The organism is Desulfitobacterium dichloroeliminans LMG P-21439, from assembly GCF_000243135.2.
GTDB classification, from domain to species: domain Bacteria; phylum Bacillota; class Desulfitobacteriia; order Desulfitobacteriales; family Desulfitobacteriaceae; genus Desulfitobacterium; species Desulfitobacterium dichloroeliminans.
In genome coordinates this window covers 2,135,194-2,161,637 of sequence record NC_019903.1, presented here as the reverse complement: position 1 = coordinate 2,161,637, position 26,444 = coordinate 2,135,194, and the positions used below count along the sequence as shown (strand labels likewise).

General features: G+C 43.1%; 28 protein-coding genes and 1 tRNA gene. 24 read left to right on the top strand and 5 right to left on the bottom strand.

Annotation, left to right across the window (positions count from 1 at the left end; all coding sequences use genetic code 11):
- The first annotated feature begins 104 nt into the window (after positions 1-104).
- Genes DESDI_RS10220 through DESDI_RS10200 form a run of 5 tightly spaced genes read left to right on the top strand, consistent with a single transcriptional unit; the run spans position 105 to position 4,518 of the window.
- Positions 105-1,370 (top strand): MFS transporter, encoded by a 1,266-nt coding sequence (locus tag DESDI_RS10220; RefSeq protein ID WP_015262538.1) that lies wholly within the window; start codon positions 105-107, stop codon positions 1,368-1,370.
- Positions 1,348-1,842, top strand: a complete 495-nt coding sequence (locus DESDI_RS10215; protein WP_015262537.1) for a metallophosphoesterase family protein — start codon at positions 1,348-1,350, stop codon at positions 1,840-1,842. The genes DESDI_RS10220 and DESDI_RS10215 overlap by 23 nt, the downstream gene beginning before the upstream one ends.
- A 58-nt stretch (positions 1,843-1,900) precedes the next feature.
- Positions 1,901-2,437 (top strand): DUF2103 domain-containing protein, encoded by a 537-nt coding sequence (locus tag DESDI_RS17320; protein ID WP_242825388.1) that lies wholly within the window; start codon positions 1,901-1,903, stop codon positions 2,435-2,437.
- A 21-nt stretch (positions 2,438-2,458) separates the two neighbouring features.
- A complete protein-coding gene (locus tag DESDI_RS10205; protein WP_015262535.1) occupies positions 2,459-4,222 on the top strand; it encodes a hypothetical protein in 1,764 nt (587 codons plus the stop codon).
- Positions 4,219-4,518 (top strand): EscU/YscU/HrcU family type III secretion system export apparatus switch protein, encoded by a 300-nt coding sequence (locus DESDI_RS10200; RefSeq protein ID WP_015262534.1) that lies wholly within the window; start codon positions 4,219-4,221, stop codon positions 4,516-4,518. The genes DESDI_RS10205 and DESDI_RS10200 overlap by 4 nt, the downstream gene beginning before the upstream one ends.
- 81 nt (positions 4,519-4,599) lie before the next feature.
- Here DESDI_RS10200 and DESDI_RS10195 read toward each other — a convergent pair whose 3' ends face one another.
- On the bottom strand, positions 4,600-4,914 hold the full coding sequence (locus DESDI_RS10195; RefSeq protein ID WP_015262533.1) for a hypothetical protein: 315 nt from the start codon (positions 4,912-4,914) through the stop codon (positions 4,600-4,602).
- A 237-nt stretch (positions 4,915-5,151) separates the two neighbouring features.
- Here DESDI_RS10195 and DESDI_RS10190 point away from each other — a divergent pair, with 237 nt between their 5' ends.
- Entirely contained in the window at positions 5,152-5,415 is a 264-nt protein-coding gene (locus DESDI_RS10190; protein WP_015262532.1) for a hypothetical protein, read from the top strand.
- A gap of 206 nt (positions 5,416-5,621) precedes the next feature.
- Complete coding sequence (locus DESDI_RS10185) at positions 5,622-6,248, top strand: hypothetical protein (RefSeq protein WP_041219406.1); 627 nt, start codon at positions 5,622-5,624, stop codon at positions 6,246-6,248.
- 121 nt (positions 6,249-6,369) lie between these two features.
- Here the strand turns inward: DESDI_RS10185 and DESDI_RS10180 are convergent, their stop codons facing one another.
- On the bottom strand, positions 6,370-7,167 hold the full coding sequence (locus DESDI_RS10180) for a hypothetical protein (RefSeq protein WP_015262530.1): 798 nt from the start codon (positions 7,165-7,167) through the stop codon (positions 6,370-6,372).
- Positions 7,168-7,341: 174 nt separating this feature from the next.
- On the opposite strand from DESDI_RS10180, the gene DESDI_RS10175 reads away from it, so the two are divergent.
- The 6 genes from DESDI_RS10175 to DESDI_RS10155 all read left to right on the top strand — a co-directional run bounded on the left by DESDI_RS10175 (position 7,342) and on the right by DESDI_RS10155 (position 13,210).
- Positions 7,342-10,131 (top strand): helicase C-terminal domain-containing protein, encoded by a 2,790-nt coding sequence (locus DESDI_RS10175; protein WP_015262529.1) that lies wholly within the window; start codon positions 7,342-7,344, stop codon positions 10,129-10,131.
- A 155-nt stretch (positions 10,132-10,286) separates the two neighbouring features.
- Positions 10,287-10,814 (top strand): CDP-diacylglycerol--serine O-phosphatidyltransferase, encoded by a 528-nt coding sequence (gene pssA, locus DESDI_RS10170; RefSeq protein WP_041219404.1) that lies wholly within the window; start codon positions 10,287-10,289, stop codon positions 10,812-10,814.
- Positions 10,815-10,944: 130 nt separating this feature from the next.
- Positions 10,945-11,295, top strand: coding sequence for a hypothetical protein (locus tag DESDI_RS10165; protein ID WP_015262527.1), 351 nt, complete (start codon positions 10,945-10,947; stop codon positions 11,293-11,295).
- 222 nt (positions 11,296-11,517) lie between these two features.
- Positions 11,518-11,979: a hypothetical protein gene (locus DESDI_RS10160; protein ID WP_015262526.1), complete on the top strand. Its 462-nt coding sequence runs from the start codon at positions 11,518-11,520 to the stop codon at positions 11,977-11,979.
- 179 nt (positions 11,980-12,158) lie between these two features.
- A complete protein-coding gene (locus tag DESDI_RS18090; protein ID WP_172635896.1) occupies positions 12,159-12,305 on the top strand; it encodes a hypothetical protein in 147 nt (48 codons plus the stop codon).
- A gap of 20 nt (positions 12,306-12,325) precedes the next feature.
- Positions 12,326-13,210: a DUF1858 domain-containing protein gene (locus DESDI_RS10155; RefSeq protein ID WP_015262525.1), complete on the top strand. Its 885-nt coding sequence runs from the start codon at positions 12,326-12,328 to the stop codon at positions 13,208-13,210.
- Positions 13,211-13,282: 72 nt separating this feature from the next.
- Here DESDI_RS10155 and DESDI_RS10150 read toward each other — a convergent pair whose 3' ends face one another.
- The gene (locus DESDI_RS10150) at positions 13,283-13,468 is read right to left on the bottom strand and encodes a ferredoxin (RefSeq protein WP_015262524.1); all 186 of its coding nucleotides are present in this window, start codon (positions 13,466-13,468) and stop codon (positions 13,283-13,285) included.
- A 130-nt stretch (positions 13,469-13,598) separates the two neighbouring features.
- On the opposite strand from DESDI_RS10150, the gene DESDI_RS10145 reads away from it, so the two are divergent.
- The 11 genes from DESDI_RS10145 to DESDI_RS10090 all read left to right on the top strand — a co-directional run bounded on the left by DESDI_RS10145 (position 13,599) and on the right by DESDI_RS10090 (position 24,999).
- Positions 13,599-14,102 (top strand): GNAT family N-acetyltransferase, encoded by a 504-nt coding sequence (locus DESDI_RS10145; RefSeq protein WP_015262523.1) that lies wholly within the window; start codon positions 13,599-13,601, stop codon positions 14,100-14,102.
- Positions 14,103-14,420: 318 nt separating this feature from the next.
- Positions 14,421-15,215 (top strand): sporulation transcription factor Spo0A, encoded by a 795-nt coding sequence (gene spo0A, locus DESDI_RS10140; RefSeq protein WP_015262522.1) that lies wholly within the window; start codon positions 14,421-14,423, stop codon positions 15,213-15,215.
- 356 nt (positions 15,216-15,571) lie between these two features.
- On the top strand, positions 15,572-16,489 hold the full coding sequence (locus tag DESDI_RS10135; RefSeq protein ID WP_015262521.1) for an ABC transporter permease: 918 nt from the start codon (positions 15,572-15,574) through the stop codon (positions 16,487-16,489).
- Positions 16,490-16,501: 12 nt separating this feature from the next.
- The gene (locus DESDI_RS10130) at positions 16,502-17,545 is read left to right on the top strand and encodes an ABC transporter permease (RefSeq protein WP_015262520.1); all 1,044 of its coding nucleotides are present in this window, start codon (positions 16,502-16,504) and stop codon (positions 17,543-17,545) included.
- A gap of 15 nt (positions 17,546-17,560) precedes the next feature.
- Positions 17,561-18,568, top strand: a complete 1,008-nt coding sequence (locus DESDI_RS10125) for an ABC transporter ATP-binding protein (protein WP_015262519.1) — start codon at positions 17,561-17,563, stop codon at positions 18,566-18,568.
- Complete coding sequence (locus tag DESDI_RS10120; RefSeq protein WP_015262518.1) at positions 18,561-19,541, top strand: ABC transporter ATP-binding protein; 981 nt, start codon at positions 18,561-18,563, stop codon at positions 19,539-19,541. The genes DESDI_RS10125 and DESDI_RS10120 overlap by 8 nt, the downstream gene beginning before the upstream one ends.
- A 78-nt stretch (positions 19,542-19,619) precedes the next feature.
- Positions 19,620-21,257 carry a peptide ABC transporter substrate-binding protein gene (locus tag DESDI_RS10115; RefSeq protein WP_015262517.1) on the top strand — a complete coding sequence of 546 codons (1,638 nt, stop codon included), beginning with the start codon at positions 19,620-19,622 and terminating at the stop codon, positions 21,255-21,257.
- Positions 21,258-21,418: 161 nt separating this feature from the next.
- Positions 21,419-22,093: a dTMP kinase gene (locus DESDI_RS10110; protein ID WP_015262516.1), complete on the top strand. Its 675-nt coding sequence runs from the start codon at positions 21,419-21,421 to the stop codon at positions 22,091-22,093.
- 68 nt (positions 22,094-22,161) lie between these two features.
- A tRNA-Arg gene (locus tag DESDI_RS10105) sits at positions 22,162-22,237 on the top strand.
- A gap of 853 nt (positions 22,238-23,090) precedes the next feature.
- On the top strand, positions 23,091-23,960 hold the full coding sequence (locus DESDI_RS10095; RefSeq protein WP_015262512.1) for a YitT family protein: 870 nt from the start codon (positions 23,091-23,093) through the stop codon (positions 23,958-23,960).
- Between the two features lie 28 nt (positions 23,961-23,988).
- Entirely contained in the window at positions 23,989-24,999 is a 1,011-nt protein-coding gene (locus DESDI_RS10090; RefSeq protein ID WP_015262511.1) for a tetratricopeptide repeat protein, read from the top strand.
- Between the two features lie 122 nt (positions 25,000-25,121).
- Here the strand turns inward: DESDI_RS10090 and DESDI_RS10085 are convergent, their stop codons facing one another.
- A complete protein-coding gene (locus DESDI_RS10085; protein WP_015262510.1) occupies positions 25,122-25,916 on the bottom strand; it encodes a polysaccharide deacetylase family protein in 795 nt (264 codons plus the stop codon).
- Positions 25,917-26,075: 159 nt separating this feature from the next.
- Positions 26,076-26,327, bottom strand: coding sequence for a hypothetical protein (locus DESDI_RS10080; RefSeq protein ID WP_015262509.1), 252 nt, complete (start codon positions 26,325-26,327; stop codon positions 26,076-26,078).
- Positions 26,328-26,444: the final 117 nt, after the last annotated feature.

The following is a 26,444-nucleotide window of genomic DNA, read 5'->3' as shown; positions in this document are numbered from 1 at the left end:
GCATCTGTCAAAGATGCTTTTATCATACTAAGCGACGGTTATGTTTTGTTGTGTAGTTAACAATACATAGAATCTATGTTTTACTTATGGAGGTAAAGAGGTAGATGGCAGGTTTAAAAGAACACTCATATATATATCGAGCATTTCCGGCACTAACGCATTCCCCGTTCCGCTGGTTCTGGGGAGGGCAGATTATTTCACTTATCGGAACCTGGACTCAGAATATTGGGCAGGTGTGGTTAGTTTTGCAGTTGACAAATTCGCCTTTTTTACTCGGCTGGGTCTCGGCAATGCAATTCTTACCGACCATGCTGTTTTCCCTTCAGGCCGGAGCTTGGATTGATAGGCTACCCAAACGAAACGTTCTGATTGTAACCCAAAGTATCTTCATGATTTTAGCATTTGCTTTGGCCTTCTTAGTAGGAACTGGGGCTATTCAATATTGGATGCTTATCATAATGGCTTTTACTCTCGGTATCGCGAATACTGTGGATATCCCGGCCCGACAATCATTTATAATCGAATTAGTGGGTAGGGAGCATTTAGCCAACGGAATTGCTTTGAATTCGGCAATTTTTAATGGGGCTCGTCTCATCGGTCCAGCCATTGCTGGTATTATCATGGGCTTCTGGGGGCCGATGTGGTGTTTTTTGATTAATGGATTTAGCTTCATAGGAGTGTTGGGGATTTTGATTTTCGTAAAAGCTATACCACATGGCGAACGTATTAAGGCTAGGCATAAATCCTTAAGAAAAGATATTCTTGATGGTCTGAGATATATAGGGAAAACCCCGCGCATTCTATTGGTCATGATGATGATGGGATTTTTAAGTGCCATCGCCATGAATTTTAATGTTCTGGTACCTGTGCTTGCAAAAATTGATTTGCAGGAAGAGGCCTTAGGATACGGGCTTCTGATGAGCTCTTTAGGGTTTGGAGCCCTCATTGGAGCCTTAACTGTGGCCATTAGAAGTGCCGAAGGTCCGCAACCCCGTATGCTTCTGATTGGTGCCTTTGGCTTAGGGATTTTCAATGTTGTAGTCGGATTGCAGAATACATATTTCACCAGTGCTTTGTTTCTTGTTTTTTTAGGTTGGTCAATGATCGTTTTCTCTGCTTCCGCCAATTCACTAATTCAAATAACTGTGGATGGACACTATCGGGGAAGAGTTATGAGTGCTTATAACCTTGTTTTTGGTGGTATGATCCCGGTAGGAAGTCTTTATGCGGGAACATTGTCGGATTTCTGGGGAGCGAAAGTAACTTTTGTCATAAGCGGAATTCTCACTTTAATATTTATGGTTGGGATTGTTTTTGTACTTAGGCATCTTCGAAAGGGTGAACACCATGAAAATAGCGGTTATGTCTGATACGCATTTGCGTGAGGGAAAATCTTTACCAAGGTGGGTTTGGGAGCAGGTTGAAGGAGTGGACTTAATCCTCCACGCTGGTGATGTGATAGACATTGGTCTCTTAACAGATTTAAAGCAGGTAGCCCCACTAGAAGCAGTAAAAGGGAATTGTGATGGTTGGGAATTAGCTCGCTTACCGCAGCGAAGCATAGTTAGCTGCGGGGAAATTAAAATTGGCTTGACCCACGGAGCTGAAGGACCGGGACGCACAACCACTGAGAGAGCGATGAGGAATTTTGAGCATGACCAAGTTGATCTGATTATTTTTGGTCATAGCCATGAACCCTATCTAAAAAAACATGGTGAAATCCTTCTGTTTAATCCGGGTTCTCCCACGGATAAACGGCGGCAGACTAGCTATTCGATGGGAATAGTTAATATTGCGGGCAAGGAGATTGATGCCCGGCATATCTTCTCTGAATCAAGGTGAATAGATGAAACATCGAAGAAATAAAGTCAAGCGGGAACACGGAATTATTCAAGATGCCTTGGATTGGCTTGAAGAACTAAGCCAAAACCCACAAATTTCCGATATAATACCTGGAGTAATACAAGTTAACCGCTCTCCAGAGCGCGGGATTGTTTATAAATACGAAACACAAACGGGTTGTAAAATTCTACTGAAAAGCAATGGGTCGATTCAAGAAGCCTTTGTTGTGACTCAGGAACCAGAATTTGTTCGTCAGTGGGTGGAAGCGCAATTCCCTTCTGATAACAAATCGTCAAGCAATCAACCAGAGACAGCAGATGGCAAAAAGATTCCTTCAGTTAAAGAAAAACATGATAAGGGTAATCTAAAACAGCGATCAAGGAAAAAGGCAGTCTCCGATAAGAGTTCCTTCAACAAGAATAACTTGCATTCTAAAAAATCTTCTTTATCTGAAAAAAAGATTGAGAGGATATACGTGAACAATGAAGATTTTGAAGGAAATTTAGGACAGAGAATAGATGCTAAAACGCACCAGGCCTTGAAGGCATTGCAGAAGGATTTGAAAATGAACAAGGGTAAGGATAAGAAGAACTAGTTCATATAGGAGTGGGATAATTTGGAGCTACAAGGTTTGGGGCCAATTAATCTACCTTTAAAAAATACTGGACTTCAACCGGGGCAGAAATTCCTTGTCGAGGTCATCCAGAAGGATCCTAGCGGGAAGGCTCAAATTCGCATTGCTGGACAAGTGATTCCGGCTATGCTGGAGATTTCCGTTGAACCGGGTGCGAAATTCTGGGCATCAATCCATAAAATTGATGAGAATGGAGTTGTGCTTGTTCGAGATAATAGTAATTATTCCGGTAAAGATACCCCCACTGATTCCCAAAGGCTGGAGCGACTATATATTGAGTTTGCTTCCCCTAGGGGGAAATCCATATCTGATCTATTAAGTTCAGTTCTAACAGAAAGCAAAGGCACCCCTGTAGTTACAGATGGCAAGGGCACTCCCGTGACCACAGATGGCAAGGGCGCCCCGGTGACCACAGATGGCAAGGGCACCCCTGTAGTTACAGATGGCAAGGGCACTCCCGTGACCACAGATGGCAAGGGCACCCCTGTAGTTACAGATGGCAAGGGCACTCCCGTGACCACAGATGGCAAGGGCGCCCCGGTGACCACAGATGGCAAGGGCACCCCTGTAGTTACAGATGGCAAGGGCACTCCCGTGACCACAGATGGCAAGGACACTCCCGTGACCACAGATGGCAAGGGCACTCCCGTGACCACAGATGGCAAGGGCACTCCCGTGACCACAGATGGCAAGGGCACTCCCGTGACCACAGATGGCAAGGGCACCCCTGTGGCTACAGATGGCAAGGGCACTCCTGTGACCACAGATAGCAAGGGCGCCCCCGTGACCACAGATGGCAAGGGCACTCCCGTGACCACAGATGGCAAGGGCACTCCCGTGACCACAGATGGCAAGGGCACCCCTGTGGCTACAGATGGCAAGGGCACTCCTGTGACCACAGATAGCAAGGGCGCCCCCGTGACCATGGAAAGCAAGGGCACCCCGATCCCCATTGATGGTAAGGGTACATCAGTGCTTATCGATGGGAAAGGCCTGCAAAGTAGCAAAGGTGTTCAAAATGCTGTCAATGAGGAGATGTTCAATCTTTCAGGAAAAGAAATGATTGCTTCCTTTATCAATAATAATATTCCTCAGTGGTCTAATCTCGGCACAGATGGCTTTCTGCAGCTCTTTATGTTATTTAAGGGTTTGGGCTTAGATTATGAACGGAGACTCAAAAATATTGAGACTATGAAAGATGGGGATATCCAGAATTTGCAAATAGAGCTAAAAAAGAGCCTTAAGGGTATCATCCTATCCTTGCTAAATAGTAGTGAGTCCACCGGAGCCGAGAAATCCCTCTTTTCCGGTCTTCTGGAGCGCTTAACAGGGCAGCAAATTCTCTTGCAAGCAGGTAACCCTGATGCTCCCTTTTACCTCATGGAAATACCTCTCCAATCAGAAGGAGAGCTATATACCCAGACGCTAGCCTTTAAAGCTTCACGCAAGGGCAAAAAAATAGACCTAGATCATTGTCGTTTAGCACTTCATGCCGAAACCCCCACATTAGGTGAGCTGGGACTAGAGGGATGGTTGTATGAAGGTCAGTTAACCCTTAAGCTTTTAAGCGAAAAACAAGAAGAGCTACAGACTTTGATTGAGGAAAATTATGAGTCGACCCGCACCATATTCCAGCAAATGGGAATTACCCTTCACCCCATCGGAGTAGGGCAGCTCAAGACTGCGGAAGAATTTCATCGATTTCTCAAAGGAGAATTGCGTGAAGGGGTGAACTATCAGGTATGAAGGAAAAAGCCGCTGCCCTTGCTTATGACCATGCCGGAGCTCCAAAAGTCGTAGCTAAAGGCTCTGGGGAAGTAGCTCGTAAAATTATTGAGCAAGCCATTGAATATGGAATTCCCATTCAAAAAGATGAGGTATTAATTGAGACCCTTATGAAAGTTGAGTATGGGGAAGAGATACCTCCACAGCTCTATCAAGTTGTCGCTGAGCTCTTAGCTTTTATTTACCGTCTTGACAAACAGGCAATGAAATCACCAGCCCAGAAGATTAAGAGGAATGGTCCTCTAGATGAAGAATAAGCATAAAAAAGGCGTTCAAACGTTGCCAGAGACCTGAGTTTGAACGCTTTTTTTATGCTATTAGTTACTCTTATAATAGATTTAGGCATCAACGGGGTGCTTTTTGAGATTCAATTGACGCCTAGCTAAGACTGTAGCCACTTGCTCATTGTCCCCTAGTTGAAATCCGGCGAGACGCCATTCGCGGAAAGCCTGCCAGAAATGTTGTTCTGAAATGCGGCGGGTATATCGCTCGGATTCATCATCGTAAGGCCAAAAAACATCAACCCAAAGGGTCCCTTTATTGGTAAGTACAAGAACGAAATGATTCAGTTCTTGGCTTTGAGATTCGGTGTTTTTCATAAGGATATGGGATCTGCCGTTCGGGAAGTCTGTTTTCAAGTAAACTAACTTCATCTGGATCCTCCTTTTGCTCACACATTTAAGTTGGAACACTTTAATTATAGCACTTTAGGTGTTAAAAAACGACGACTAGAAGGAATATTCATTCTTTTATCATAGAATAAAAAACAGATGGAAAACGTCTACAATAGTTTATGTCAAACACGATTAAAAGTGAATCCCTTTGTATGGAAGAAGAAAGGATAGGACAGAATAAAAAGCGATTAAACATTATGATGAGGGGGTACAATTATGCTAACAATCGTTCATACTTTCGACTCACCCGATCGTGACCGGTTATTATCAGATATCCGAAGCGGATTAGATGACCTAGATCAGATCGGAGGGTTTAAGTATGCTAGTATCAATGAGCAAACGAATACGAATGAAATAATGGTTATGACGAAATGGGACGATGTGAATGCATACGATAATTGGGCATCTACCCTAGGGGAAAACAAAGCCTTTAAACAGTCCACTCCGCAAATGTTTGACGTGATTGATGAGAAATTCTAAGTGGTGGGATACTTAAAGAATGGTGGCGATGTAAGAAAAGGAGATGTACAAGGCTCCTTTTCTTAACAGCTTTTGTTAAAATATATAATGATAAGACTGGTTAAAAATAATTGTGTAATGAATTTTAAAAATTTAAAATATTATGATGATTATTACTATAAAATTGTGTATACTATAGATAAGTTTAGATTAAGAAATAAATGGGGGTGTCAAGGTTGAGGTTAGCCTTAGAAGTAAATCCGGTAAAGGAATGTCAAAGCTGTGCACGGCGTGATGAGCGAGAAGTTTCTTCTCAAATCCTCTCGTACCAAATTGCACATCAACTCCTCTCGCGCGTACCGGGACATATTCAAGTCGATGGGAATTTTCTAATTCTTAATCTCGAAGGGCATGACCCCCTCTATTTTGACTTGAGTTTGGGTTCAGTTCGGGTTAGGAACTTGAATATTCCGTTTGAGCAGCGTTACAATCGAGAAAAAGCAGTCGATGAATTAGTGAGAAAGATTATGCAAGAAGCTCAGATTAATCCCAGCTATGGGACTTATACCATTGATCCCATAACAACTTTAATTGTGAAGCTGATTGAAATTTACCATGCTCGGTGTTGTCTTCATATCGCATCGGTTCATGTCCAAGATGCTAACTCGATTTGGGAAATAAAGCTACATGAGGATGGGCCCAGTGGCTGGATTCAAAGTAATGGGATTTTAAGAAATAGTTTTGGAGAAGAGATGAGCATTCAAAATTGGGAACATCTGCGACCAGAGAAATTAGCTATGTATGTGTTTGGCTTTTATCGATTTTGTAGCCACTTCCCCAGCCCAACTAAATAGGGATAGCATATTACCTTGTTATCCTTGTGCCAACTTAATTCTTGATGTGGATATAAAAGAAAACAAGAAGCTGCTAATTAAACTGACAGTTTAAATGTGCTTCTTGTTTTCTTTTTTGGATTTAATTCAATTCATTATCATAGCGTATAGGTACCTGCTCGGTCTTCTGTAGCATGACAAGAAATTGACTAAAAGCAGATTCAAGATTTGGATTAGGGATACCCTGAAGGACCATAGTTTGGTTCAAAATAACTCGACCAGGATGAAGCCCGCTGACCTCTATTTGAATATTGGTAATTTCTAATGTAGTGAGTTCATCATCGATAAGAAGTTCAAAGGATTTAGCTTCAGGAAAAGTAGCTTCTAATAAAATTGTTTCTGATGGACGAATCGGAAGCTCAGCCATCATTGAGGAGATAGCGGGTAGTATGTTCTGACTGTTTTGTCCTTCTATCTCTATTCTTTCTCGATCTTCAAAATTTATTTCTGAAAAATCTTTTTTAGCTTCAAGAACACTAACCGGGGGAAGAGAGTCTTCCGCTATTGAAAGTGCTGAAGTCTCATTAGGGTTAACAGGGTTTTGTTTTGGAACGCTTTCAACGGTGGTATCGCTTTCAACGGTGGTATCGCTTTCAACGGTGGTATCGCTTTCAACGGTGGTAGCGCTGGCATCAGAATCAGGCAAAGAATGCAGATCCCCCAAGACAAAGGAGGCTTCGAGAAGAAGCTGTTGCATCACCGCAAAGTTTGTATTCCAAGTTAATTGGATAGGTATTTTCTGTACTTCTCCCTCAGAAGACATCGTTACTATTGAATAAATACCCCCTTTGGATAAAAAGGGTCTCTCAGCACAACCACTAAGTAAAAAGAGTAAAAGGATGATACACATCCAAGAAAAAATCTTACGGAGCTTATTCAAGGTTTGTTCCTCCCAGAAACATTATGTAGAGTCTTATCCTATTACAAATATTCGATTCAAAATCTGAATAGTCATAGCATTTATTCGCTCTTTCTTGGCTAATCCCTTCTTTTGGCAGGTTACATTGATTCCCTGTGAAAATATGTGTAAAATGACTTAAGAAAGGGGCTTATTATGATTGCTAAAAAGATAGTGGTTATAGATATAGAAACCACTGGATTAGATATATACAAAGATGAGATTATTGAATTTGCCGCCTTGAGTATAGACGAGGGGAAGGATCCAGAGATATTTAGTGTTTTGGTTTCCCCGAAAAGGCAAGTGCCTGAGCGGATTTTGCGACTAACAGGGTTAAGCTTTGATGAACTGAAGCAGGCCCAACCCATTGAGTCTTATTGCGATATAATTCTGAATCTTTTTCGGGATGCTATCATTGTAGGTCATAATGTGAATTTCGATTTAGGGTTTGTTGAGCGTGCGTTAAATATTCATTTTGAAAACCCTATCTGGGATACCTTGGAAATTGCTCGGGTCTTTTTTCCCAATATGAATAATTATCGATTGGCAGATCTTGTGAAAAGGCTTGACTTAGAACCTTTAGAAAAGGCTCATCGGGCAATGAATGATGCCCAGGCTGCTTGGAACCTCTTAAAGAAATGCTGGGAAAAAGGGATGACTCTGGATGCCAGTTTCTATCAAAGAGCACTCCCTTTAGCTGGAGGCTCGAAGCTCACTGGCTTTCTCAAGGAATTAGATAAGACCATTAGGAAAGAGTTCCCAGATCGATTAATACGAACGGATTTAGTTCTATACGATCAGGAGTTAGGACTTTTTGAACCGCAGGAGGAGGAAGCCCCGATTCCTGAGGATATAAAGTGGATTGATCAATGTTTTACCCCAGGGGGAATCCTTGAAAGTAATCTGAAGGGTTACGAAAGCCGCCCAGGTCAGCTACATATGGCCAAAGCGGTTGCTAAGGCTTTAGCTACCTCTACTCATTGTGTTGCAGAGGCAGGTACTGGTACCGGCAAGTCCTATGCTTACTTAATCCCGAGCCTTTGGTGGGCACGGAAGACAAATAAGAAGGTTGTAGTAGCGACTCATACCATACCCTTACAGGAGCAGCTCTATAAAAAAGATCTGCCTATCCTTTCTCAAATCTTGCCGTTCTCTTTTCATGGAGTTTTATTAAAAGGAAAAGGGAATTATCTATGTTTAAAAAGATGGCTCACCGTGCAAAGCCACTTTACAGAGTATGACTATGGTGAACGACTTGCCCTTCTCAGTGTCATGATTTGGCTCAGGGAGACGAGCACCGGAGACTGGCAAGAGGTTTCCCAAATACCCAGTCTGTCAAGACTATGGGGTAATTTGAACGCAGAAGAGGAAAGCTGTGTCCCGGGAAAATGCCCACAGGCTAACCGTTGTTATATGCTTCATGCCCGCAAACGTGCTGAAGAGGCAGACCTAATCATTGTCAATCATTCTTTGCTTTTTTCGGATATTAAGACGGAGAACAACATATTACCGGAATTCCATGAATTAGTAATTGATGAAGCTCATCATCTTCACCAGTCGGCCTTAGAGCAATTAGGTAATGAGATAAGTCTCGAGCAGATTTCCAGAGTCCTGAATCTTCTTAGTCGCTCAATGGCTGGAAGCTTTTACGGGAATGTGAAGGCCCGTGCTCAATTATGGGAACGCATTTTATCAGAATCACTTTGGAATCGTTTTCGGGGGCATTTAGAAAGATTGCCTGAGGCTTGTGATGAACTTTTTCTGCAGACAGAAGAAGTCTTCGCCAGCTTCGAACAGATTCTAGGCAATGAGCTTTCTTACCGATTAACAGCGCACAGTCAAAACGAAAGCTGGTGGCAGACAATCACTGTGCAAATTGAAAATTTCCAAGGACGCCTCAAAGCAATCGTAGACCTGTTAAAAGCAATGTATAATCTTCTTGAGCCTTTGGATGATGAAGATGCAGCTTCCCTTGCTTATGAACTTTCGGGTCGGATACGTAATCTAGAAGAGGTACGGGACTGTTTTAACCTCGCTATGCAGGTGGAGAAAAGCACTCGTGTTAGTTGGTTAGAACGTAATAATCGTTTGTTGTTGAAAACCTCACCTGTTGATGTAAGTACTTTGCTAAAAGAGAAACTTTTCAAGCCCCTCAATAGTGCTGTATTGACCTCAGCAACGTTAAGCATTGCCAACTCCTTTCAGCATTTTTTGCAAGAAAATGGTTTAGGCACGGATACGGCTACTTTGATTGTGGATTCTCCCTTTGACTATGACCAACAAATGCAGTTCATCGTAGTTAAAGATCTCATTGAGCCGAATCATAGTAATTTGTTTGACTCTGAGAAGATTGCTCTTTTTATCTCTGAAGTAACAGAGCGTATGAAAGGTAGAACTCTGGTGCTTTTTACCTCTCATCAATTTTTACGTGAAATACACCACCCTTTAAGTCGGTATTTAGGAGATTCGGGAATTGAATTATTGGCTCAAGGGATTGACGGGGGACGCCATGCACTTCTTGATGCCTTTATCAACAATCCCAAGAGCGTTTTATTGGGAGCCAATAGCTTTTGGGAGGGTATCGATATTCCTGGAGATAAGCTATCCTGTGTGATTCTTATCAAGCTTCCTTTTGGGCCGCCTAATCGACCGTTGATAGCTGCCCGCTCCGAATATCTGGAGGCTCAAGGGAAAAACGCCTTTTATGAATTTCTTCTCCCCGAAGCTGTACTTCGCTTTAAGCAAGGATTTGGTCGTTTGATCCGTTCCAAGTCTGATCGAGGACTTGTGATTCTTTGTGATAACAGAGTTATTGAGAAACGCTATGGAAGGATATTCTTGAATTCTTTACCTGTCAAAACCCATGTCCGATGCAACGAAACGCAAATTCTTGACCATATAGATAACTGGCTTGACGAGATGCGCCAGAAGGAACTGCTTTTATAAAATGAGGAAAGATGTTAAACTATAGCATAAGCTGGTAGCCAAGCTATAGTTGACATTAGAGGGGTATACATGAAGATTGATAGTTCTCCCACCAGATGGAGATAGTTATGCTGCAGTATAATTTGGGCAAGAATATGTTGGGAGAGTGAAGATTCGTGAATAGTAGGTCTATTAAGGTAGATATGATTCCGAGCCTATTTACCTTAGGGAATTTATTTTTTGGTTTTTTAGCAATTATTTGGACGATGAATGGAAATTACCAAGTGGCATCCGGACTCATCATATTATCGGTGCTTATGGATAGTATGGATGGAAAAGTTGCTCGTAAATTATCTGTTAGTACAGATTTTGGTAGAGAACTTGATTCTTTATGTGATGTGGTTTCATTCGGTGTTGCTCCGGCGATTTTAACCTATAAGGTTTTGTTAGAGGGACATATGGGATTTTGGGGTGTGCTTCTAGCTGCTGCTTTTGCTTTATGTGGAGCGGTACGCTTGGCTCGGTTTAATGTTTTGAATATCACGACTCATTTTGTTGGAGTGCCTATCACCTTTGCCGGAGGGTTGATGGCCTTACTTGTGCTTTTTTATCAAAGCTTGCCGTGGATCGTATATCCTATCGCCTTGGCTTTGCTGGCATTTCTTATGGTTTCGTCCTTCAAAGTACCGAAGTTAGGAAAATAAATTGCGAAAAATACATTGAAGAAGGTCGGGTACGAGATTTTTAATTTCTCTGTACCCTTTTTTTGTTTTTCACCCATTGCAAGAGCATCGCATATAGTATGGCACGGAAAACTTGCATGGAGGGGAAAACATGGATAGTCAACAAGTAAATTGGACAAATGTTGGATTAAGAATGGTTCAAGGATTAACCACGGTTATCGATGCCATTCGTCAATTAGATGCCCAAGAGGCTTCGTTAGTAATGAAATTACTTGGGAAAACTTGTACGAAGACAATGAAAGAAGGGGTAGGTCATCAATTTGGGATTGCTCTTGTGGAAACCAGCGCTCAACTAGCAATGAAAGATAAACTTGTGGTTGAGGACGTCCTCAGGATTATCAGCTCTATTATCGGACGACTTTACTTTACGGCAAGCAGCGAGGAAGAAAAGCAATTGGTCGCCCAGTTGGAAGAGGCAGTCAAAAATTACCAAATAATTTGAGTCCCATCAGGTGATCGAGTGCATAAGTTAATAAAGAAGGAAAGAGGTGATTTGAATGAAGGTTTATTATGTACGTCTGCCTGAGTTCGTACTCAGCTTTCTCCGTAAAGTGTTCAATTAGGATTAGCTAGTTTGTATCACATAAAAAAATACTTAAAACATGACATGAAATCACCCTCTTGTCTATAGATATAGAGTAAAAGACAAGCGAGGAGTGAGAAAATGGCTCGTAGCCGTTATGTCATGCTCATGGCAATTACTTTAATTTGTTTAGCGGGAATTGTTTCCTGGAAATCGCCTCAAGCAGTAATGGTTGCCCTAACAGAACCTCAGTATGCAGATTCTCCACGGGTTGCAGTTCAACGATATTGGGGCTATCTCGACACAAGACAGCTCGAACTTGCAGAACAATTGATTTTAGCAAAGGAATTAAATCCTTTCGGACAACAGGAAGTTGAACTTTGGAAGAAACAAGTCACAAACAATCCCTTAATCAGCCTGAAGAAATTGGAATTTGCCAATTCGTTAGATCCCAATGTAATTATGGTGAGTGTAGAATGGTCTTCTCCGATGAAGGATAAAATTCTTGAAACTTATCTTATAGAGACCCGATCCACTACAGAAGGGTGGAAAATCACTCAAATTCAGAAAGTCAATGCTCAATCATTAGCTAAAGTTCAATGAACCAAACGCGCTCAAAGCGCGTTTTTGATTTGCCCAAGTATATTTTCTTGAGCAAAGGTTTAGAATGAATTGTAAGAGCATAAGTGTTCCTAAAAGCACACCAAGAAGTGCTCTAGGTCACAACATGGTTTCTGCTTTTTTGGTAGAGTTAACTCATAATCGTTAAGGAGGATAAATAAATGGCTGATATGAAGAAAGAGAATATTGAACTAGATTGCTCGCATTGTGGAACAACCAGTGAGCTCACACCCGTCATAACTTATGTACACCAAGGGGAGGAAAAGCACGTCTGTGTTCATTGTCTTCCGGCGTTAATTCATGGTTGAAAGATATCGAGGTGTTTGAGATGAAATTTACTTTAGAAATGAAGCTTAAGGATATTATGGCAGCGAACCCCAAAACAGTTGAAGCTATGCAGGAACTTGGCTTGCACTGCTTGGGTTGCCCTTTCTCTGTGAATGAGACTTTGCTTAATGCAGCACAGATGCATAAATTGGATCCCGAGAAGCTGCTAACAGCTGTCAATTCGGTAGAGCAAGGGGAAATGTCTGATGAGGCAAAGGCAAAGGCTCAACCTAAGGGTGCTATTTTACAGATGGATAAAAAGACTTATGCCATAGCTCCACATATTCCTGCCGGAGTTGCCACCCCTGAGATATTACGAAAAATTGCCGATGTAGCAGAGAAATACAACGCCGCAGCCATTAAAGTGACTTCCGCACAGCGGATTGCCATAGTGGGATTAGATCCGGCGGATATCTCTAATGCCTGGGATGATTTGGGTATGGACCCTGGACATGCTATAGGAATGTGTGTGCGCAGTGTCAAGGTCTGCCCGGGAAAGACCTTCTGCAAACGAGGGTTGCAAGAGACCCTGGGTATTGGCATGGAGATCGACAAACGATACCATGGTATGTCTTTACCTGCGAAATTCAAAATCGGGATTGCCGGTTGCCCCAATAAATGCACGGACTCCATGAACGTTGACTTGGGCGTGATGGGAACCAGTAAAGGTTATCATGTCTATGTAGGCGGTAATGGCGGTGTGAAACCACGTAGCGGAGATCTGTTAGTGGAAAACCTTCAAGCAGATGAACTGATACCGGTTATGGATGCAGTGGTTGAATACTTTAAAGAGCATGCTAAGCCTCAAGAACGATTAGGTAGAATGATCGATCGTATCGGCTTAGATGGATTGCATGAAACGGTTATAAAAGTTATCAATTCTTAAGTTCAATTTGGATAGAAAATTTTTAGGGGGCGTATCAAACGATACGCCCCCTATGTTAATATAGGTGTAGTCCTAATCAAGATGAATGGCATCGGTGGGACAGCCATCCGCAGCTTCTTGAGCGGATTCTTCGAGTTCACTGGGTACTGGATTGACATAAGCTTCAGCAAGACCCTCATCATTCATTCGGAAGACCTCAGGACAAACGGACACACAAGCGCCGCAACCAATACAATTTTCATCAACAGATGCATTCATGTTCACAAGACCTCCTTTGCTAAATTTCTAATTCAATGTTCCCTTATTTTGGAGTTGTTATGCATTTCATGAGCAAGGACAAAAGGTCCCTCAAACGAATTATGATAAAGTAGAGGTAGGGGGGAGTATTATGGGACCCGAATTTAACCTTCGTAAAGCTACCCATGAGGATTTGGTGCAAATCAATGAAATATATAATTGGGCAGTACTGAACACAGTGGCAACTTTTGACCTCGAAGAACGTTCTCTCGAGAGAGCTGAACGCTGGTTTGAATCACATTTAGATCCCTATTACCCACTATTCGTGGTTGAAAACCAGAGGGGAGTCACTGGATGGGGGAGTTTATCGCCTTTCCACACCCGACCAGCTTACAAAGAAAGTGGAGAGTTTTCCATATATATAGCACCTGAATGGTCCGGTAAATCAATGGGAGATGCCCTGTTAGAAACCCTCTGCAAAGAGGCGAGAAAATTAGGATACCATACCTTATTGGGTTTGATTACGGCGACTAATGAGAAGAGTCTTAACCTAGCTCTAAAGCATGGTTTTTTCGAAACGGGTAAATATCGAGAAGTCGGTAAAAAGTTCGAACAATGTTTGGATGTCATCGTAATGCAGAGAATTCTTGCTTAATCTTATGATTATCTATGAAAATGAACACCACTACTTAAGTGGATTTCCCGCCGGGATTCGGGCGGAAATAACAACAAATAACTCAATTGGGGAAAAATGGAAATATTTAACGATGGATAAATATCCATATATATCCACAAACTCCTTTGTTTCTAGGCTTTTTTGAAAAATAAGATAATTCAGTTGATTACTTATTTTTTACGATTTCGACATCTCCATTGAAGTATAATAGGGTCACCGGCAAGAAGACAAGAGAGAATTGACAGTATAGAGAGATTAAAAGTCCGGAAAATATCACAAGGCGGGATGATAAGAGAAATGGGAAAGAAAGTAAAAATTGTTGTTGCGGATGATAATCGAAATTTGTGCCAAATGCTACAAGATTTTCTTCAAAGTCAGGATGACCTTGAGGTGGTGGGGGTAGCGTATAATGGAGTCGAAGCATGGGATCTCGTTCAATCTCAAGAACCAGACCTTATCATAATCGATTTGGTTATGCCTAGCTTGGATGGTTTGGGTGTTTTAGAGCGGATCAATGGACGAACCGCAATTTCACGTCCTAAGGTGATCATGCTTACGGCATTTGGTCAAGAATCCCTGACCCATCAAGCGATGGTTTTAGGGGTGGATTACTTCATTTTGAAACCTTTTGATTTGGAAGTATTAGGTAAGAGAGTTCGCAGTTTAACCCAAAACTGTACTCCTTCTTCTAGTCCTATGACTTCCTCGATAAGTTCTGTTACCAATGCCGGAAGCAGCGTCAATTTAGGAGCTGAAGTTACCAATATGATGCATCAGATCGGGATACCTGCTCATGTAAAGGGATACCAGTACATAAGAGATGCCATACTTATGGTTGTGGAAGATGTTTCATTATTAGGTGCCGTGACCAAAGAACTTTATCCGGCTATAGCCAAGAAGTATGATACCGCTCCCAGCCGAGTAGAACGGGGCATACGTCATGCCATCGAATTAGCTTGGGAACGGGGCCATACGGAAACCTTAAAACGTATTTTTGGGTATTCCATGAATATCGAAAGACAGAAACCTACCAATTCTGAGTTTGTCGCTCTATTAGCGGATAAGTTAAGAGTTATGAGTAAAGTTAGCTGAAGTAAAGCAGTTGATATACCAAAAGCACAGTTCTGTTAGAGGGGCGAGAAATCGCCCCTATTCTACATTTTACTTCATAAACCCTGTTTTTTGCTTAAAACTCGGATTTTGTCGGATGCGACCTCTAGCTTCTAATATATACCTGTTCTTATTAATTTTACCAATCATTATCAGAACCTTCGTAAAATATCCAAATTGACAAAGTTCGCTCTGGTTGATAGAATTGATACGCATCTCTGTTTTATATAATGGCTTATATATGGTCATTCATATGAGAATTAGGACGCATTTTTTTGCGTCTAAATTTGCTTTAATGACGGGGACAGGCTTTTATAAGAGTGAGGGGTTATTGACGTATGCTAAAGTACACTATTAAGCGAATCTTTCTGGCAGTGATGACAATCTTCGTGGTTGCGACCATAACGTTCTTTCTTATGAACATGGTGCCCGGTGGTCCGTTTGTTGCAGAAAAGTCCATTAGTGCACAAGCTCAAGCCGCACTATATGAGAAATTTGGGTTGGATAAACCCTTGATTGTGCAATACAAAAACTATATGTTAAGTGTTGCACAGGGCGACTTTGGCTTGAGTTTAAAACAGCGTGGCCGCACGGTTAGTGATATCATTTTCAGCAAGTTTCCGATTTCGGCTAGGCTAGGTGGTATCGCAGTGGTTCTGGCATTATCGCTTGGGATTCCTCTGGGAAGCATTGCTGCGCTCAACCGCGGTAAATGGCTCGACGATTTGATCATCGTTATCGCTACCTGTGGCATTGCCTTTCCCAGTTTTGTTATCTGTACTGTAGGTATGTATGTGTTCGGCGTCTACCTAGGGGTATTGCCGACCATGGGTCTCACGACACCTGCTCATTATGTCCTTCCTGTATTTGCACTTTCCTTCTATCCCACAGCCTATATTACTCGACTGATGCGCTCGTCCATGCTGGATGTGATTGGTCAGGACTATATGCGGACGGCCCGAGCCAAGGGACTTTCCCAGATGACCAGTCTTTTCAAGCACGCTTTGCGCAACGCGATTCTACCTGTAATCACTTATGTGGGCCCTATGTTGGCCTTCACCCTGACTGGCAGTTTCATTGTGGAGAAGATTTTCGTCATTCCCGGTTTAGGCGGTCAGTTCGTCAGTTCCATCGTCAATCGTGATTACACAGTTATTATGGGTACCACAATATTCTTGGCAACGCTGGTTATCACCATTAATGCAATGATCGATATCCTTTATAAGTTTATTGATCCCCGTATTCAACTTAAATAGGGAGGGCAGAAAATGACAGAAAAAAATCCGCTTAGCTTGCAATTAAAGGTTGAAGATTTTCTGCCTGCAACAGATGCAGAAAAGCAAAGTCTCACTCAAATGCGTCCTGGAGTCGGCTTTTGGAAAGATGCCATGCGGCGATTAAGGAAAAACAAGGTGGCAATGATAAGCCTTACGATTATTCTAATTGTTATGTTCTTTTCTTTTATTGTGCCTAATTTGTATCCTTATAAATATGAGCAGCAAATCAAGGGCTCCGAGTACCTCAAACCCATGACCTACTCCACGCAGGAACAGATTCGTATTGATGCCGGGGAAGAAGTATTTCCGCATATTCTAGGAACGGACAATTTGGGCCGTGATTATGCTGTCCGAGTGATGGTGGGTAGCCGCATCTCCTTAATGGTTGGTTTAATCGCTTCCGCTATCATACTTCTTATTGGTTCGACTTACGGTGCCGTGTCGGGATACTTTGGTGGGTGGGTAGATCTCATCATGATGCGTATTGTCGATATCATCTATACAGTACCTGATATCCTTTTGATCGTGCTGATTTCCTTTGCAATCAGGGATCCTCTGGCCCTACTGGCCGCAAAGCCCGGCTTTGGGTGGATTCAAACGGTCGGCCCCAATTTAATTAGTATTTTTTTGGTGTTTGCCCTGTTATACTGGGTAGGCATGGCTCGGATTGTCCGTAGCCAGGTCCTGGCCCTTAAGCAGAATGAATATGTGACTGCTGCCAGAGCTTTAGGTGCTGGTACTGGGCGTATTATCCGTAAGCATCTGCTGACCAACTGTATCGGTACTTTGATTGTTACCACGACGCTGCAGATTCCTTCTTCAATTTTTACGGAGAGCTTTTTGAGCTTCCTCGGCTTAGGGGTTGCTGTTCCGTTACCTTCTTTGGGTTCGCTGGCCAGTGATGCCCTTAACGGACTGAACAGCTATCCTTATTTGTTGTTAGCACCTGCTTTTCTGATTAGCCTCATTATTCTCAGTTTTAACTTATTAGGCGATGGTCTGCGGGACGCATTCGACCCCAAGATGAAGAGTTGAGGAAGGAGAAACATAATGAACGAGTACTTGGTTGATATCCGCAACGAGAGGCTCTCCTTCTTTACCCCGGCAGGTGAGGTAAAGGCACTCAATGATGTGTCCCTGCATGTCCGTGAAGGTGAAGTATTGGGTATTGTGGGGGAGAGCGGTTCCGGAAAATCGGTTACCTCTTACAGTCTAATGGGGCTGACGGCTCATCCTGGCCGAATCATTGGCGGCGATCTCTATTTTAACGGACACCATATCAATAAGATGACGGAAAAGGAGTTGCGTGAAATCAGAGGCAACGAGGTTTCCATCATCTTTCAGGACCCGATGACTAGCCTCAATCCGGTCTATACCGTCGGCAACCAGATCCGGGAGGTTATTCTTATGCATACCAACAAAAGCCGGAAGGAGGCCAATGAGCGCGCCCGGGAACTTTTACAGTTAGTAGGCATTAACGAACCGGAAAAACGCTTAAAACAATATCCTCATGAGTTGTCCGGTGGTATGCGCCAGCGGGTGATGATTGCTATTGCTTTGGCCTGCGAGCCTAAGCTGTTGATTGCTGATGAGCCGACTACTGCTTTGGATGTGACGATTCAAGCGCAGATTATAGAATTGATGATGAATCTGAGGGAAAGGATGGGAATGTCCATTATTCTGATTACCCACGACTTGGGTGTTGTGGCCGGAATGTGCGACCGCATTGCAGTTATGTATGCCGGCAAGGTGATAGAATCAGGTACCACGGATGAGATTTTTTATCAACCTTCCCATGAATATACCAAAGGACTGCTCCAAAGTGTCCCTAATATAAATGAGCGAGATCACAAGCAATTGGTGCCCATTGAGGGTTTACCGGTGGATATGTTAAATCCTCCGGCGGGATGTCCCTTTGCCCCCCGTTGTCGTTCATGTATGAAAATTTGCCTGAGCAGTATGCCGGCCTATACCCAACTTAGTGAGGACCATTACAGTGCATGCTGGCTGCTGGACAAAGCAAAATTCGAAGGGCAGACGGAGGTTCAGCATGACTGAAAATAATAAATTGCTGGAAATACAGCACTTAAAACAATACTTTCCGGTTAAGAGCGACCAACTTTTTGAGAAAAAAGTCGTCAAAGCTGTGGATGATGTATCCTTCCATATCAATAAAGGTGAGACCTTGGGTATTGTGGGTGAATCAGGCTGCGGTAAGACGACGACTGGACGAACTTTACTGAGGTTGCATGAACCCACTGGGGGTAAAATCATCTACGAGGGAAAAGACATCACTCATGTCAACATGCTGCCCTATCGGCGTAAAATGCAGATTGTGTTTCAGGATCCCTATGCAAGTCTTAATCCTCGCATGACCGTCGGGGACATTGTGGGTGAGGCCATTGATATTCATCGTTTGGCAGCGAATGCCCAGGAACGCCGAGAGCGTATTGTGGAGCTGTTAAGCTTAGTGGGACTGAATACTGAGCATGCCAACCGCTATCCCCATGAATTCTCCGGCGGCCAGCGCCAAAGAGTGGGTATTGCTCGTGCTCTGGCAGTAAGCCCCGAGTTTATCGTTTGTGACGAGCCAATTTCCGCACTGGATGTATCCATTCAGGCTCAGGTGGTCAATATGTTTGAAGAACTTCAGCAGCGTATGGGACTGACGTATCTGTTTATTTCCCATAATTTGAGCGTGGTGAAGCATATATCCAATCGCATCGGCGTTATGTATCTGGGTAAGCTGGTGGAGCTGGCTGACAGCTATGAACTGACTTTTCACAGTGTGCATCCCTATACCCGTAGTTTGATTTCAGCCATCCCGATAGCCGACCCCAAAGTTTCACGCAGCACTAATCGTATAGTTCTTGAGGGTGATGTCCCTAGCCCCGTGAATCCTCCCTCTGGCTGCCGTTTTCGTACCCGGTGTTTCTATGCTGACGAACGGTGTGCCGTAGAGGAACCCGAGTGGAGAGAGGTCTCTGCCGGTCACTTCGCCGCTTGCCATCATTTGGATCGTGTTCAATGATCCATTCTTATAATTATTTACCGTGCAACAATCGCGGTGAATGATAAATAACCAGAAGAAAAAGGAGGAAAAGAAAGTATGAAAAGAAAGACTACCCTAGTGTTGGTCATCATCATGATCCTATCCCTTACTCTTACCGCTTGCGGTAAAACGTCCACTCCCGCTCAATCTGACGCGGAGAAAGCCCCCAAACAACTTGTGGCCCAGATAGGTCCCAATCCCGAGACCCTTGACCCTGCTTTGAACAGTGCAGTGGACGGTGGCAACATGCTCCTATTTGCCTTTGACTGTTTGCTCAATGTGGACAAAGACAACAAGATTATTCCCGGTGCCGCTGAGAAATGGGAGACCAGTCCAGATGGCTTGACCTGGACCTTCCATCTGCGTGAAGGGCTGAAGTGGTCCGATGGATCACCCTTAACTGCCAAGGATTTTGTGTACAGTTGGAAACGGGTTGCTGATCCTGCTACCGCTGCGCCCTATGGTCAAACCATGCTTGGCATGGTGAAAGGTTTTGATGAGGCTGCCGGCGGCAATCCTGATGCCCTAGCCGTTTCTGCACCTGATGACAAGACTTTCGTTGTTGAACTGGCTAATCCTACCGCTTACTTTGATAGCCTAGCCGCCTTCGCGGCCTTGAGCCCTGTACAACAGGCTACTATTGAAGCTAATGGCGATGCTTGGGCGACAAAACCCGAGAGCTATATCGGTAATGGACCCTTCTATATCAGTGAATGGGTACCTAGCTCCTATATTCTATTTACTAAAAATCCAAATTACCGCGATGCGGCTTCTATTAAACTGGATTCCATCAAGCTGCTTCTCATCGAGGATTCTAATGCAGCTTACGCCGCCTATAAGACCGGCGAAGCCATGATGATTAAGGATGTACCAACTGCAGAAATTCCATCTCTGCAGGGCAACAGCGAATTCTATATTGACCCTCTGCTCGGTACCTATTATGTTGACTTAAATAATACCTTAGACCAATTCTCGGATCCCCGTGTCCGTATGGCTTTGAGCTTGGCCATCGACCGCAAATACGTGGCTGAAACTCTGATGCAAGGCACCTATACCCCTGCCTCTAATTTCATCGGCACAGGTGTAGCCGATTGGGATGGAAGCAGCTTCATGGACAATGCCAATGGCGGTAAGCCATATATTAGTATTGATGATCATGAAGGAAACCTAACCAAAGCCAAAGAGCTTTTGGCTGAGGCTGGTTATCCCGAAGGTAAAGGCTTCCCTGCCATTACGTACTCCCTCAATGATGCTGGTTATCACAAAGTGGTTGCCCAATACATTCAACAAGCTTGGAAGGAATTGGGACTTACAGTGAGCGTGGAAGTAGTCGAGTGGGCAAGCTTCACTCCTCAGCGCCGTGCAGGTGATTATCAAATTAGCCGCGATGGTTGGTTGTTTGATTACAATGATGCCTCCAATATGTTGGAACTGATGTACAGCACCAATGGCAACAACAATGCCAAGTATAACAGCCCAGCTTTTGATGCACTGATGGATAAAGCGGCTGCTGAAGTCGATCCTAAGACGCGTTCCGGCTATTTGCATCAGGCTGAAGATGTCATGATGGCTGATGCTGCGATCATACCGATCGCTTATTACAATCAGTTCTATCTACAAAGCCCCAAAATCACAGGTTCCTGGTACTCTCCTTACGGCTACTGGTACTTCCAGTACGCCGACATCGCAGAATAAAGAATTCTGACTTTAATCACATTACTAAGGGCATGGGCCGCCGATTATCGGCGGCTCTTGCTTCTGAGTGAGTTACAACAGAACCTTGTTTGCAGTGGGGATTGGCTATTGAAATTATAAGTAGCCTTCAACTAAATTTGACAGATATGGAGGATCAAGATATGGGAAAGCTCATCATTATCGAAGGCGGGGATGGAAGCGGGAAAGCTACACAAACGAGAAATCTTTGGAATCGCTTCACTCAGGAAGGCCTGCAGGCGATGAAGGTTGAGTTTCCTAATTATGCAAGTCCTTCGTCAGCCCTTGTTAAAATGTACCTTGGCGGAGAATTTGGGAGCGACCCTAACGCGGTGAATCCCTACGCCGCTTCTACTTTTTATGCGGTAGATCGTTATACTTCCTATAAAACTATATGGGGGAAATTTTATCATGATGGTGGAATTGTTCTTGCGGATCGGTACACCACCTCAAATATGATTCATCAAGCTGTCAAAATCAAAGATGCTGATGAATGGGAAAGCTATATAGGGTGGTTGAAAGATTTTGAATATCGACTGATGGGCTTACCAGCACCGGATCTAGTGATTTATCTTAATATGCCTCCTGACTATAGTATTCATTTTATTGCGAATCGAGAGGATAAATCTGTTGTATCTAGCCAAGATATTCACGAAAAAAATGTGTCTTATCTTAAAGAATCCTATCTAAATGCACAGAAGATAAGAATTCACGAACAATGGGTTAATATTGATTGTATATCTGAAGGAAAGCTAAAATCCATTGAGGAAATTCATGAGGAAATCTATCAAGCTGTTCAGGGGCTATTGGTTTCATAAGGACTTCCAAATCATGACTTGACAAAGACTGGCTCATTTAGTAAAGTAATAAAGCGGTTAATTTACGCGCGCTCGTAGCTCAGGGGATAGAGTGACGGTTTCCGAGGCCGCAGGTCGCAGGTTCAAATCCTGCCGGGCGCACCATATGAAAGTCAGACACTGCAAGGGATTGCAGTGTTTTTGTTTAACCAGATATAGTAAAGAAGCCGGGGGTGTGTTCCACCGGCTTTTGCGAGAGGGCTCTTCAGCTCTTCCCGTTAATTAGTCTATATAAGAGCTAGACAGTCTTGATGATTGATTGATACTAATACCATCCATAGGGATATGGAGCATAATAGGCGGATGGGTAATAGCGAGGTCGCGTGATTGTAGCGCCTAAACCAAACCCCAGTGCAAAGGGAAGAAATCCAAAACCAAACATTAGATCAGCTCCTCCTGCCCTTGATAAATAATGAGGGAATTTTTTACAAGATAACACCTAAAGCGATAAGAATTAGAACTGCGATTACTATTATTCCTACACCGACGCCACGACCTGCCCCGCCCATTCCGCCATAACCCATTCCGAACATTGATATTTCCACCTTTCTATTTAAAATACAATTCCCATTGCGATGAGCAGAAGAATAATTACTACAACTGTAGCGATTCCGGCGCCAAAGTGTCCAGTTCCTAAAGCAGCTCCATCAACTCCGCCAAATGCCATTTGCATTTCCTCCTTTGTTAAGAGATAGTTTATACTATGCAAGGGGTGGAATATAAGGAACAATATGGAATACTATCGCTACTTATTCAAATTAAGTCACGAATAGACATCACGTTTCAAATCGCTTACTATTAGGGGAGTGTTTATCTGGCAAGCATAAATTATTTTTGGGGAAGGTATAATCTAAGGAGAATTTCCTGACTATAATATGATTATAAAAACGGATAGGATTATTAGAAACGGATAGATTTTTATATCTATTCGTAATGCAGCAAGATGGGTGGGATTTCTATGGAATGGAGAAAAAACTCGCTACGGGTACCATGGATGCATTTTAATAGATTAGCAGCAATTAGTATCGGTGCTTTCATCGTCGCTGCCAGCATTAATTCCTTGATATTGCCCAATAAGATAGCAGATGGAGGAGTTACGGGGATTGCGATTATTATTTATTACTTAACCAATCTATCCGTTAGTAAAATCGTGATCCTTTTGAACATCCCTCTATTTATCGTAGGCTGGAAAATGGTAGGGCGAATGTTTCTGATCTACAGCATGATCGGAGTGGGAGTATTTTCTCTCGCTTTAGATATAACGAAAGTAATACCTAATCCGACGAGTGATCCTTTACTGGCATGTATTTTTGCCGGCGTCGTGAGCGGTATTGGTATGGGAATAATTTTCCGTAGTCGTGGGTCTTTGGGTGGAACCGATATTCTCGCTGTGTTCTTTAGCCGCACCACATCCTTTAGTGTGGGGCAGGTTCTGATGGTGATCGATGCTTTGATTTTTGTTGCTGCCGCAATTTTTCTGGGACCGGAAAGAGCCATGTATGCGATGATTTACATGTTTATTGCGACGAAGGTTATTGACATGGTTCAGGAGGGTATAAATCCCTCTAAGAGTGTCCTTGTTGTCACTCAGGACCCTCAGGGAGTTGCCAAAGACATCATGGAAAAGCTGGATCGTGGAGTCACGCTTTTTCAAGCAAAGGGTGCCTATTCTAATGAGGATAAAGAAGTAGTCTACTGTGTCATCAATCGGACGGAAATGTCGCAAATAAAAGAGATTATTCGCAATCGCGACCCTAAGGCCTTCCTGTCTATTTCCGATGTGCCGGAAGTGGTTGGCGAGGGATTCTCTGCTTGGAAAGGACACTGAGATTAGATAAAGAATAGAGAGTGAGTAAATGTTAAGGAAAAAGAGATCCTCAAGAGGATATAAAAAAAGAAAGCGCCTCCTGAAAATCCTCATTGGTGGGATCCTCATCTTCGGCATTCTTTTTTTGAGTAGTCCCTATTTAAAACATGTCATGGCCTTTCGAGGGGCTATCGATCGTTATGATTTTATTGCTCTTTCTCAGGAGCTCAGTTGGATGGAGGATAAGGCCGGCTGGCTTAAAGTAGTACCGGCAATTCGCGAGGGTGAGCTTTGGCTGAAGCTTAATCAAGGAAGTTATGAAAATTTAGAAGCGGATTTGCTGAAATATGATGACGATACCCAACGTTTATGGCTTTTACAGCTCTATTGCCTTCAAGGAAAGCCTAAAGAGGCGGAATCAATTCTGCAAACATTTAAGGCGTTTCCTCTGCAAAGACTTGCCGAAGGTTTATTATGGTATGAGGAAGAGTCATATGAGGAGGCTGTAAATGTTCTGCTTACGATTAATGACACTGACCTTAATCGGGAGGAACAAGTATTAAAGAATATTGCTCTAACGAGAAGCCACATGGCCATAGGTGATCTAGACCGGGCCCAAAAATCTTGGCGAACCGCTTCTGAGACCTCTTCTGCACACCCGCAGGTTTTGGCAACTGAATATGACTTAGCCCTGACCTTAGGTCAATGGGATAGAGCCAAAGAGCTGAGTCGTCAGCTTGTCGTGACTGATAACATTTCATATACTCAGCAATTATTAGTGAAAAAGGCGATTTTGTCGCTTGTTATCGGTGAACGCGAGAGATATGAAGATACCCTCAAGGAAATAGACAAGCTGGAGGATGGGGAAGCTTGTCTTCAATATTTAGCAGGAATTGAAGTGTATGAACACGGTGACTTTGTAAAAGCTGCTGAGCATCTTCAAGGGGCATTGGATTTAGGTTTACCACAGTTTGTCGAGAAAGACGCCATCATTGCTTTACAGCAAGCAAATGAGCGCATTGAAGCTGAGAATGCTTTGCAGAAAATTACTGGAAAGTGAGTAATCTTAACTAAAGATAGGAGCCGTATTCTTAATAGACCCTAGCAATTATATCTGTAAGTGACGTATAAGATATAAGTGATATAAGTGATATAAGTGGTATAAGTGGTATAAAGAGAATCTTATGGGGTAGCCGCCGGTTTTTCCAAAGGTGGTAAATTGCTTTCAGGAGGCCAAGTTTCTGTGGCGCTTTTAAGTAGTTGGCCTACGGGGATGAGTTGATAATTCTTGGACTGCAAGCGATCAATGACCACTGGAAGTGCTTTAATCGTGTCAGGAGCTGAATCTGAGGCGTGGAAGAGAATGATATCTCCGGGACCTGCACCATGACCCTTAGGAAGACCATTGAGAACGTTGTTAATTACTGCTTCAGGTCCGGGCCTTTTCCAATCTAGAGAGTCCACACTCCATTGAATGACTTGGTATCCTAGCCTAGCAGAGACACTAATCAGCTTATTATCGTAAGCCCCATTGGGTGGTCTTAATAAGGAAATATTTTGACCGGTGAGCTCCTCCAGAACTGCATGAGCACTGGTTATTTCGCGTTCGATTTCGCCAGGGCCTAAGGTGTTTAAGTCCACATGTCGATTGCCATGAGAAGCGATTTCATGACCATCGGCAACCATTCGTTTGACTAAATCTTCATGTTTTGAAGCCCAAGGGCTGGATATGAAAAAAGTCGCCTTGACACCCTTTTCCTTTAATATATTCAGGATAGGCTCAGCAGTTTTTTCACCCCAACTGATGTCGAAGGTGAGGCCGATTTCATTGGTGGTTACTACAGCCGAATATATTGGTTTTAACTTGCTGGAGAAGACAGATATTACATTTTCGCGATAGGCGAGCACAACGAATAAGAGAATAGCCCACAGCATGACGTTTCGCCAAGATGGCCGTTTGAATACAATAAATCGCATGATATTCCCCCCTCCCCAAAAGATATTCAGGAGGAAAGCCGAACATGAGGGGAGAGTTGTACCAAAATTCACCAAATCCTCAAGAATCTCATTTCGATAGATAAGTACAAGCAAAAGAAGCACCCTGAGGGGTGCTTCTTAGTTTAAACTAATTAATGTTTAACGACTAAAACGTGAACCTAAAATAAATCTCAGGAGGTCATAACCGAATAATAATTTAAGAAAGAAGTGGAGTACGAGAATACTAGTGACAAAGTAAACGGCAATACGAATAACCACGAAAGCGATGGAGAAAAACCAAGTAAAAACTTGACTGAGAATAATAGCAGAAAAATAAAGTGCGATAATCAAGAGGATAATCTTTAACACAGTGATCCAGTTAGAATACGGAGCTGGACGATATGCGTTCATAATAGCACCTCCTACAGCACCAGATTAACATATTTCGACTTAACTGTCTAGATTGCATATTAATTCGCCTAGAGGCTTGTTTTCGCGCCAAAAAGCCCTTCCGTGCATATGATGAAA

What these genes read in the sequence shown, in the direction of transcription:
- DESDI_RS10220 (WP_015262538.1), top strand. Translation starts at nt 105, where the DNA reads ATGGCAGGTTTAAAAGAACACTCATATATATATCGAGCATTTCCGGCA.
- DESDI_RS10215 (WP_015262537.1), top strand. Translation starts at nt 1,348, where the DNA reads ATGAAAATAGCGGTTATGTCTGATACGCATTTGCGTGAGGGAAAATCT.
- DESDI_RS10200 (WP_015262534.1), top strand. Translation starts at nt 4,219, where the DNA reads ATGAAGGAAAAAGCCGCTGCCCTTGCTTATGACCATGCCGGAGCTCCA.
- DESDI_RS10195 (WP_015262533.1), bottom strand. Translation starts at nt 4,914, where the DNA reads ATGAAGTTAGTTTACTTGAAAACAGACTTCCCGAACGGCAGATCCCAT.
- DESDI_RS10190 (WP_015262532.1), top strand. Translation starts at nt 5,152, where the DNA reads ATGCTAACAATCGTTCATACTTTCGACTCACCCGATCGTGACCGGTTA.
- DESDI_RS10175 (WP_015262529.1), top strand. Translation starts at nt 7,342, where the DNA reads ATGATTGCTAAAAAGATAGTGGTTATAGATATAGAAACCACTGGATTA.
- DESDI_RS10165 (WP_015262527.1), top strand. Translation starts at nt 10,945, where the DNA reads ATGGATAGTCAACAAGTAAATTGGACAAATGTTGGATTAAGAATGGTT.
- DESDI_RS10160 (WP_015262526.1), top strand. Translation starts at nt 11,518, where the DNA reads ATGGCTCGTAGCCGTTATGTCATGCTCATGGCAATTACTTTAATTTGT.
- DESDI_RS18090 (WP_172635896.1), top strand. Translation starts at nt 12,159, where the DNA reads ATGGCTGATATGAAGAAAGAGAATATTGAACTAGATTGCTCGCATTGT.
- DESDI_RS10155 (WP_015262525.1), top strand. Translation starts at nt 12,326, where the DNA reads ATGAAATTTACTTTAGAAATGAAGCTTAAGGATATTATGGCAGCGAAC.
- DESDI_RS10150 (WP_015262524.1), bottom strand. Translation starts at nt 13,468, where the DNA reads ATGAATGCATCTGTTGATGAAAATTGTATTGGTTGCGGCGCTTGTGTG.
- DESDI_RS10145 (WP_015262523.1), top strand. Translation starts at nt 13,599, where the DNA reads ATGGGACCCGAATTTAACCTTCGTAAAGCTACCCATGAGGATTTGGTG.
- spo0A (WP_015262522.1), top strand. Translation starts at nt 14,421, where the DNA reads ATGGGAAAGAAAGTAAAAATTGTTGTTGCGGATGATAATCGAAATTTG.
- DESDI_RS10135 (WP_015262521.1), top strand. Translation starts at nt 15,572, where the DNA reads ATGCTAAAGTACACTATTAAGCGAATCTTTCTGGCAGTGATGACAATC.
- DESDI_RS10130 (WP_015262520.1), top strand. Translation starts at nt 16,502, where the DNA reads ATGACAGAAAAAAATCCGCTTAGCTTGCAATTAAAGGTTGAAGATTTT.
- DESDI_RS10125 (WP_015262519.1), top strand. Translation starts at nt 17,561, where the DNA reads ATGAACGAGTACTTGGTTGATATCCGCAACGAGAGGCTCTCCTTCTTT.
- DESDI_RS10120 (WP_015262518.1), top strand. Translation starts at nt 18,561, where the DNA reads ATGACTGAAAATAATAAATTGCTGGAAATACAGCACTTAAAACAATAC.
- DESDI_RS10115 (WP_015262517.1), top strand. Translation starts at nt 19,620, where the DNA reads ATGAAAAGAAAGACTACCCTAGTGTTGGTCATCATCATGATCCTATCC.
- DESDI_RS10110 (WP_015262516.1), top strand. Translation starts at nt 21,419, where the DNA reads ATGGGAAAGCTCATCATTATCGAAGGCGGGGATGGAAGCGGGAAAGCT.
- DESDI_RS10095 (WP_015262512.1), top strand. Translation starts at nt 23,091, where the DNA reads ATGGAATGGAGAAAAAACTCGCTACGGGTACCATGGATGCATTTTAAT.
- DESDI_RS10090 (WP_015262511.1), top strand. Translation starts at nt 23,989, where the DNA reads ATGTTAAGGAAAAAGAGATCCTCAAGAGGATATAAAAAAAGAAAGCGC.
- DESDI_RS10085 (WP_015262510.1), bottom strand. Translation starts at nt 25,916, where the DNA reads ATGCGATTTATTGTATTCAAACGGCCATCTTGGCGAAACGTCATGCTG.
- DESDI_RS10080 (WP_015262509.1), bottom strand. Translation starts at nt 26,327, where the DNA reads ATGAACGCATATCGTCCAGCTCCGTATTCTAACTGGATCACTGTGTTA.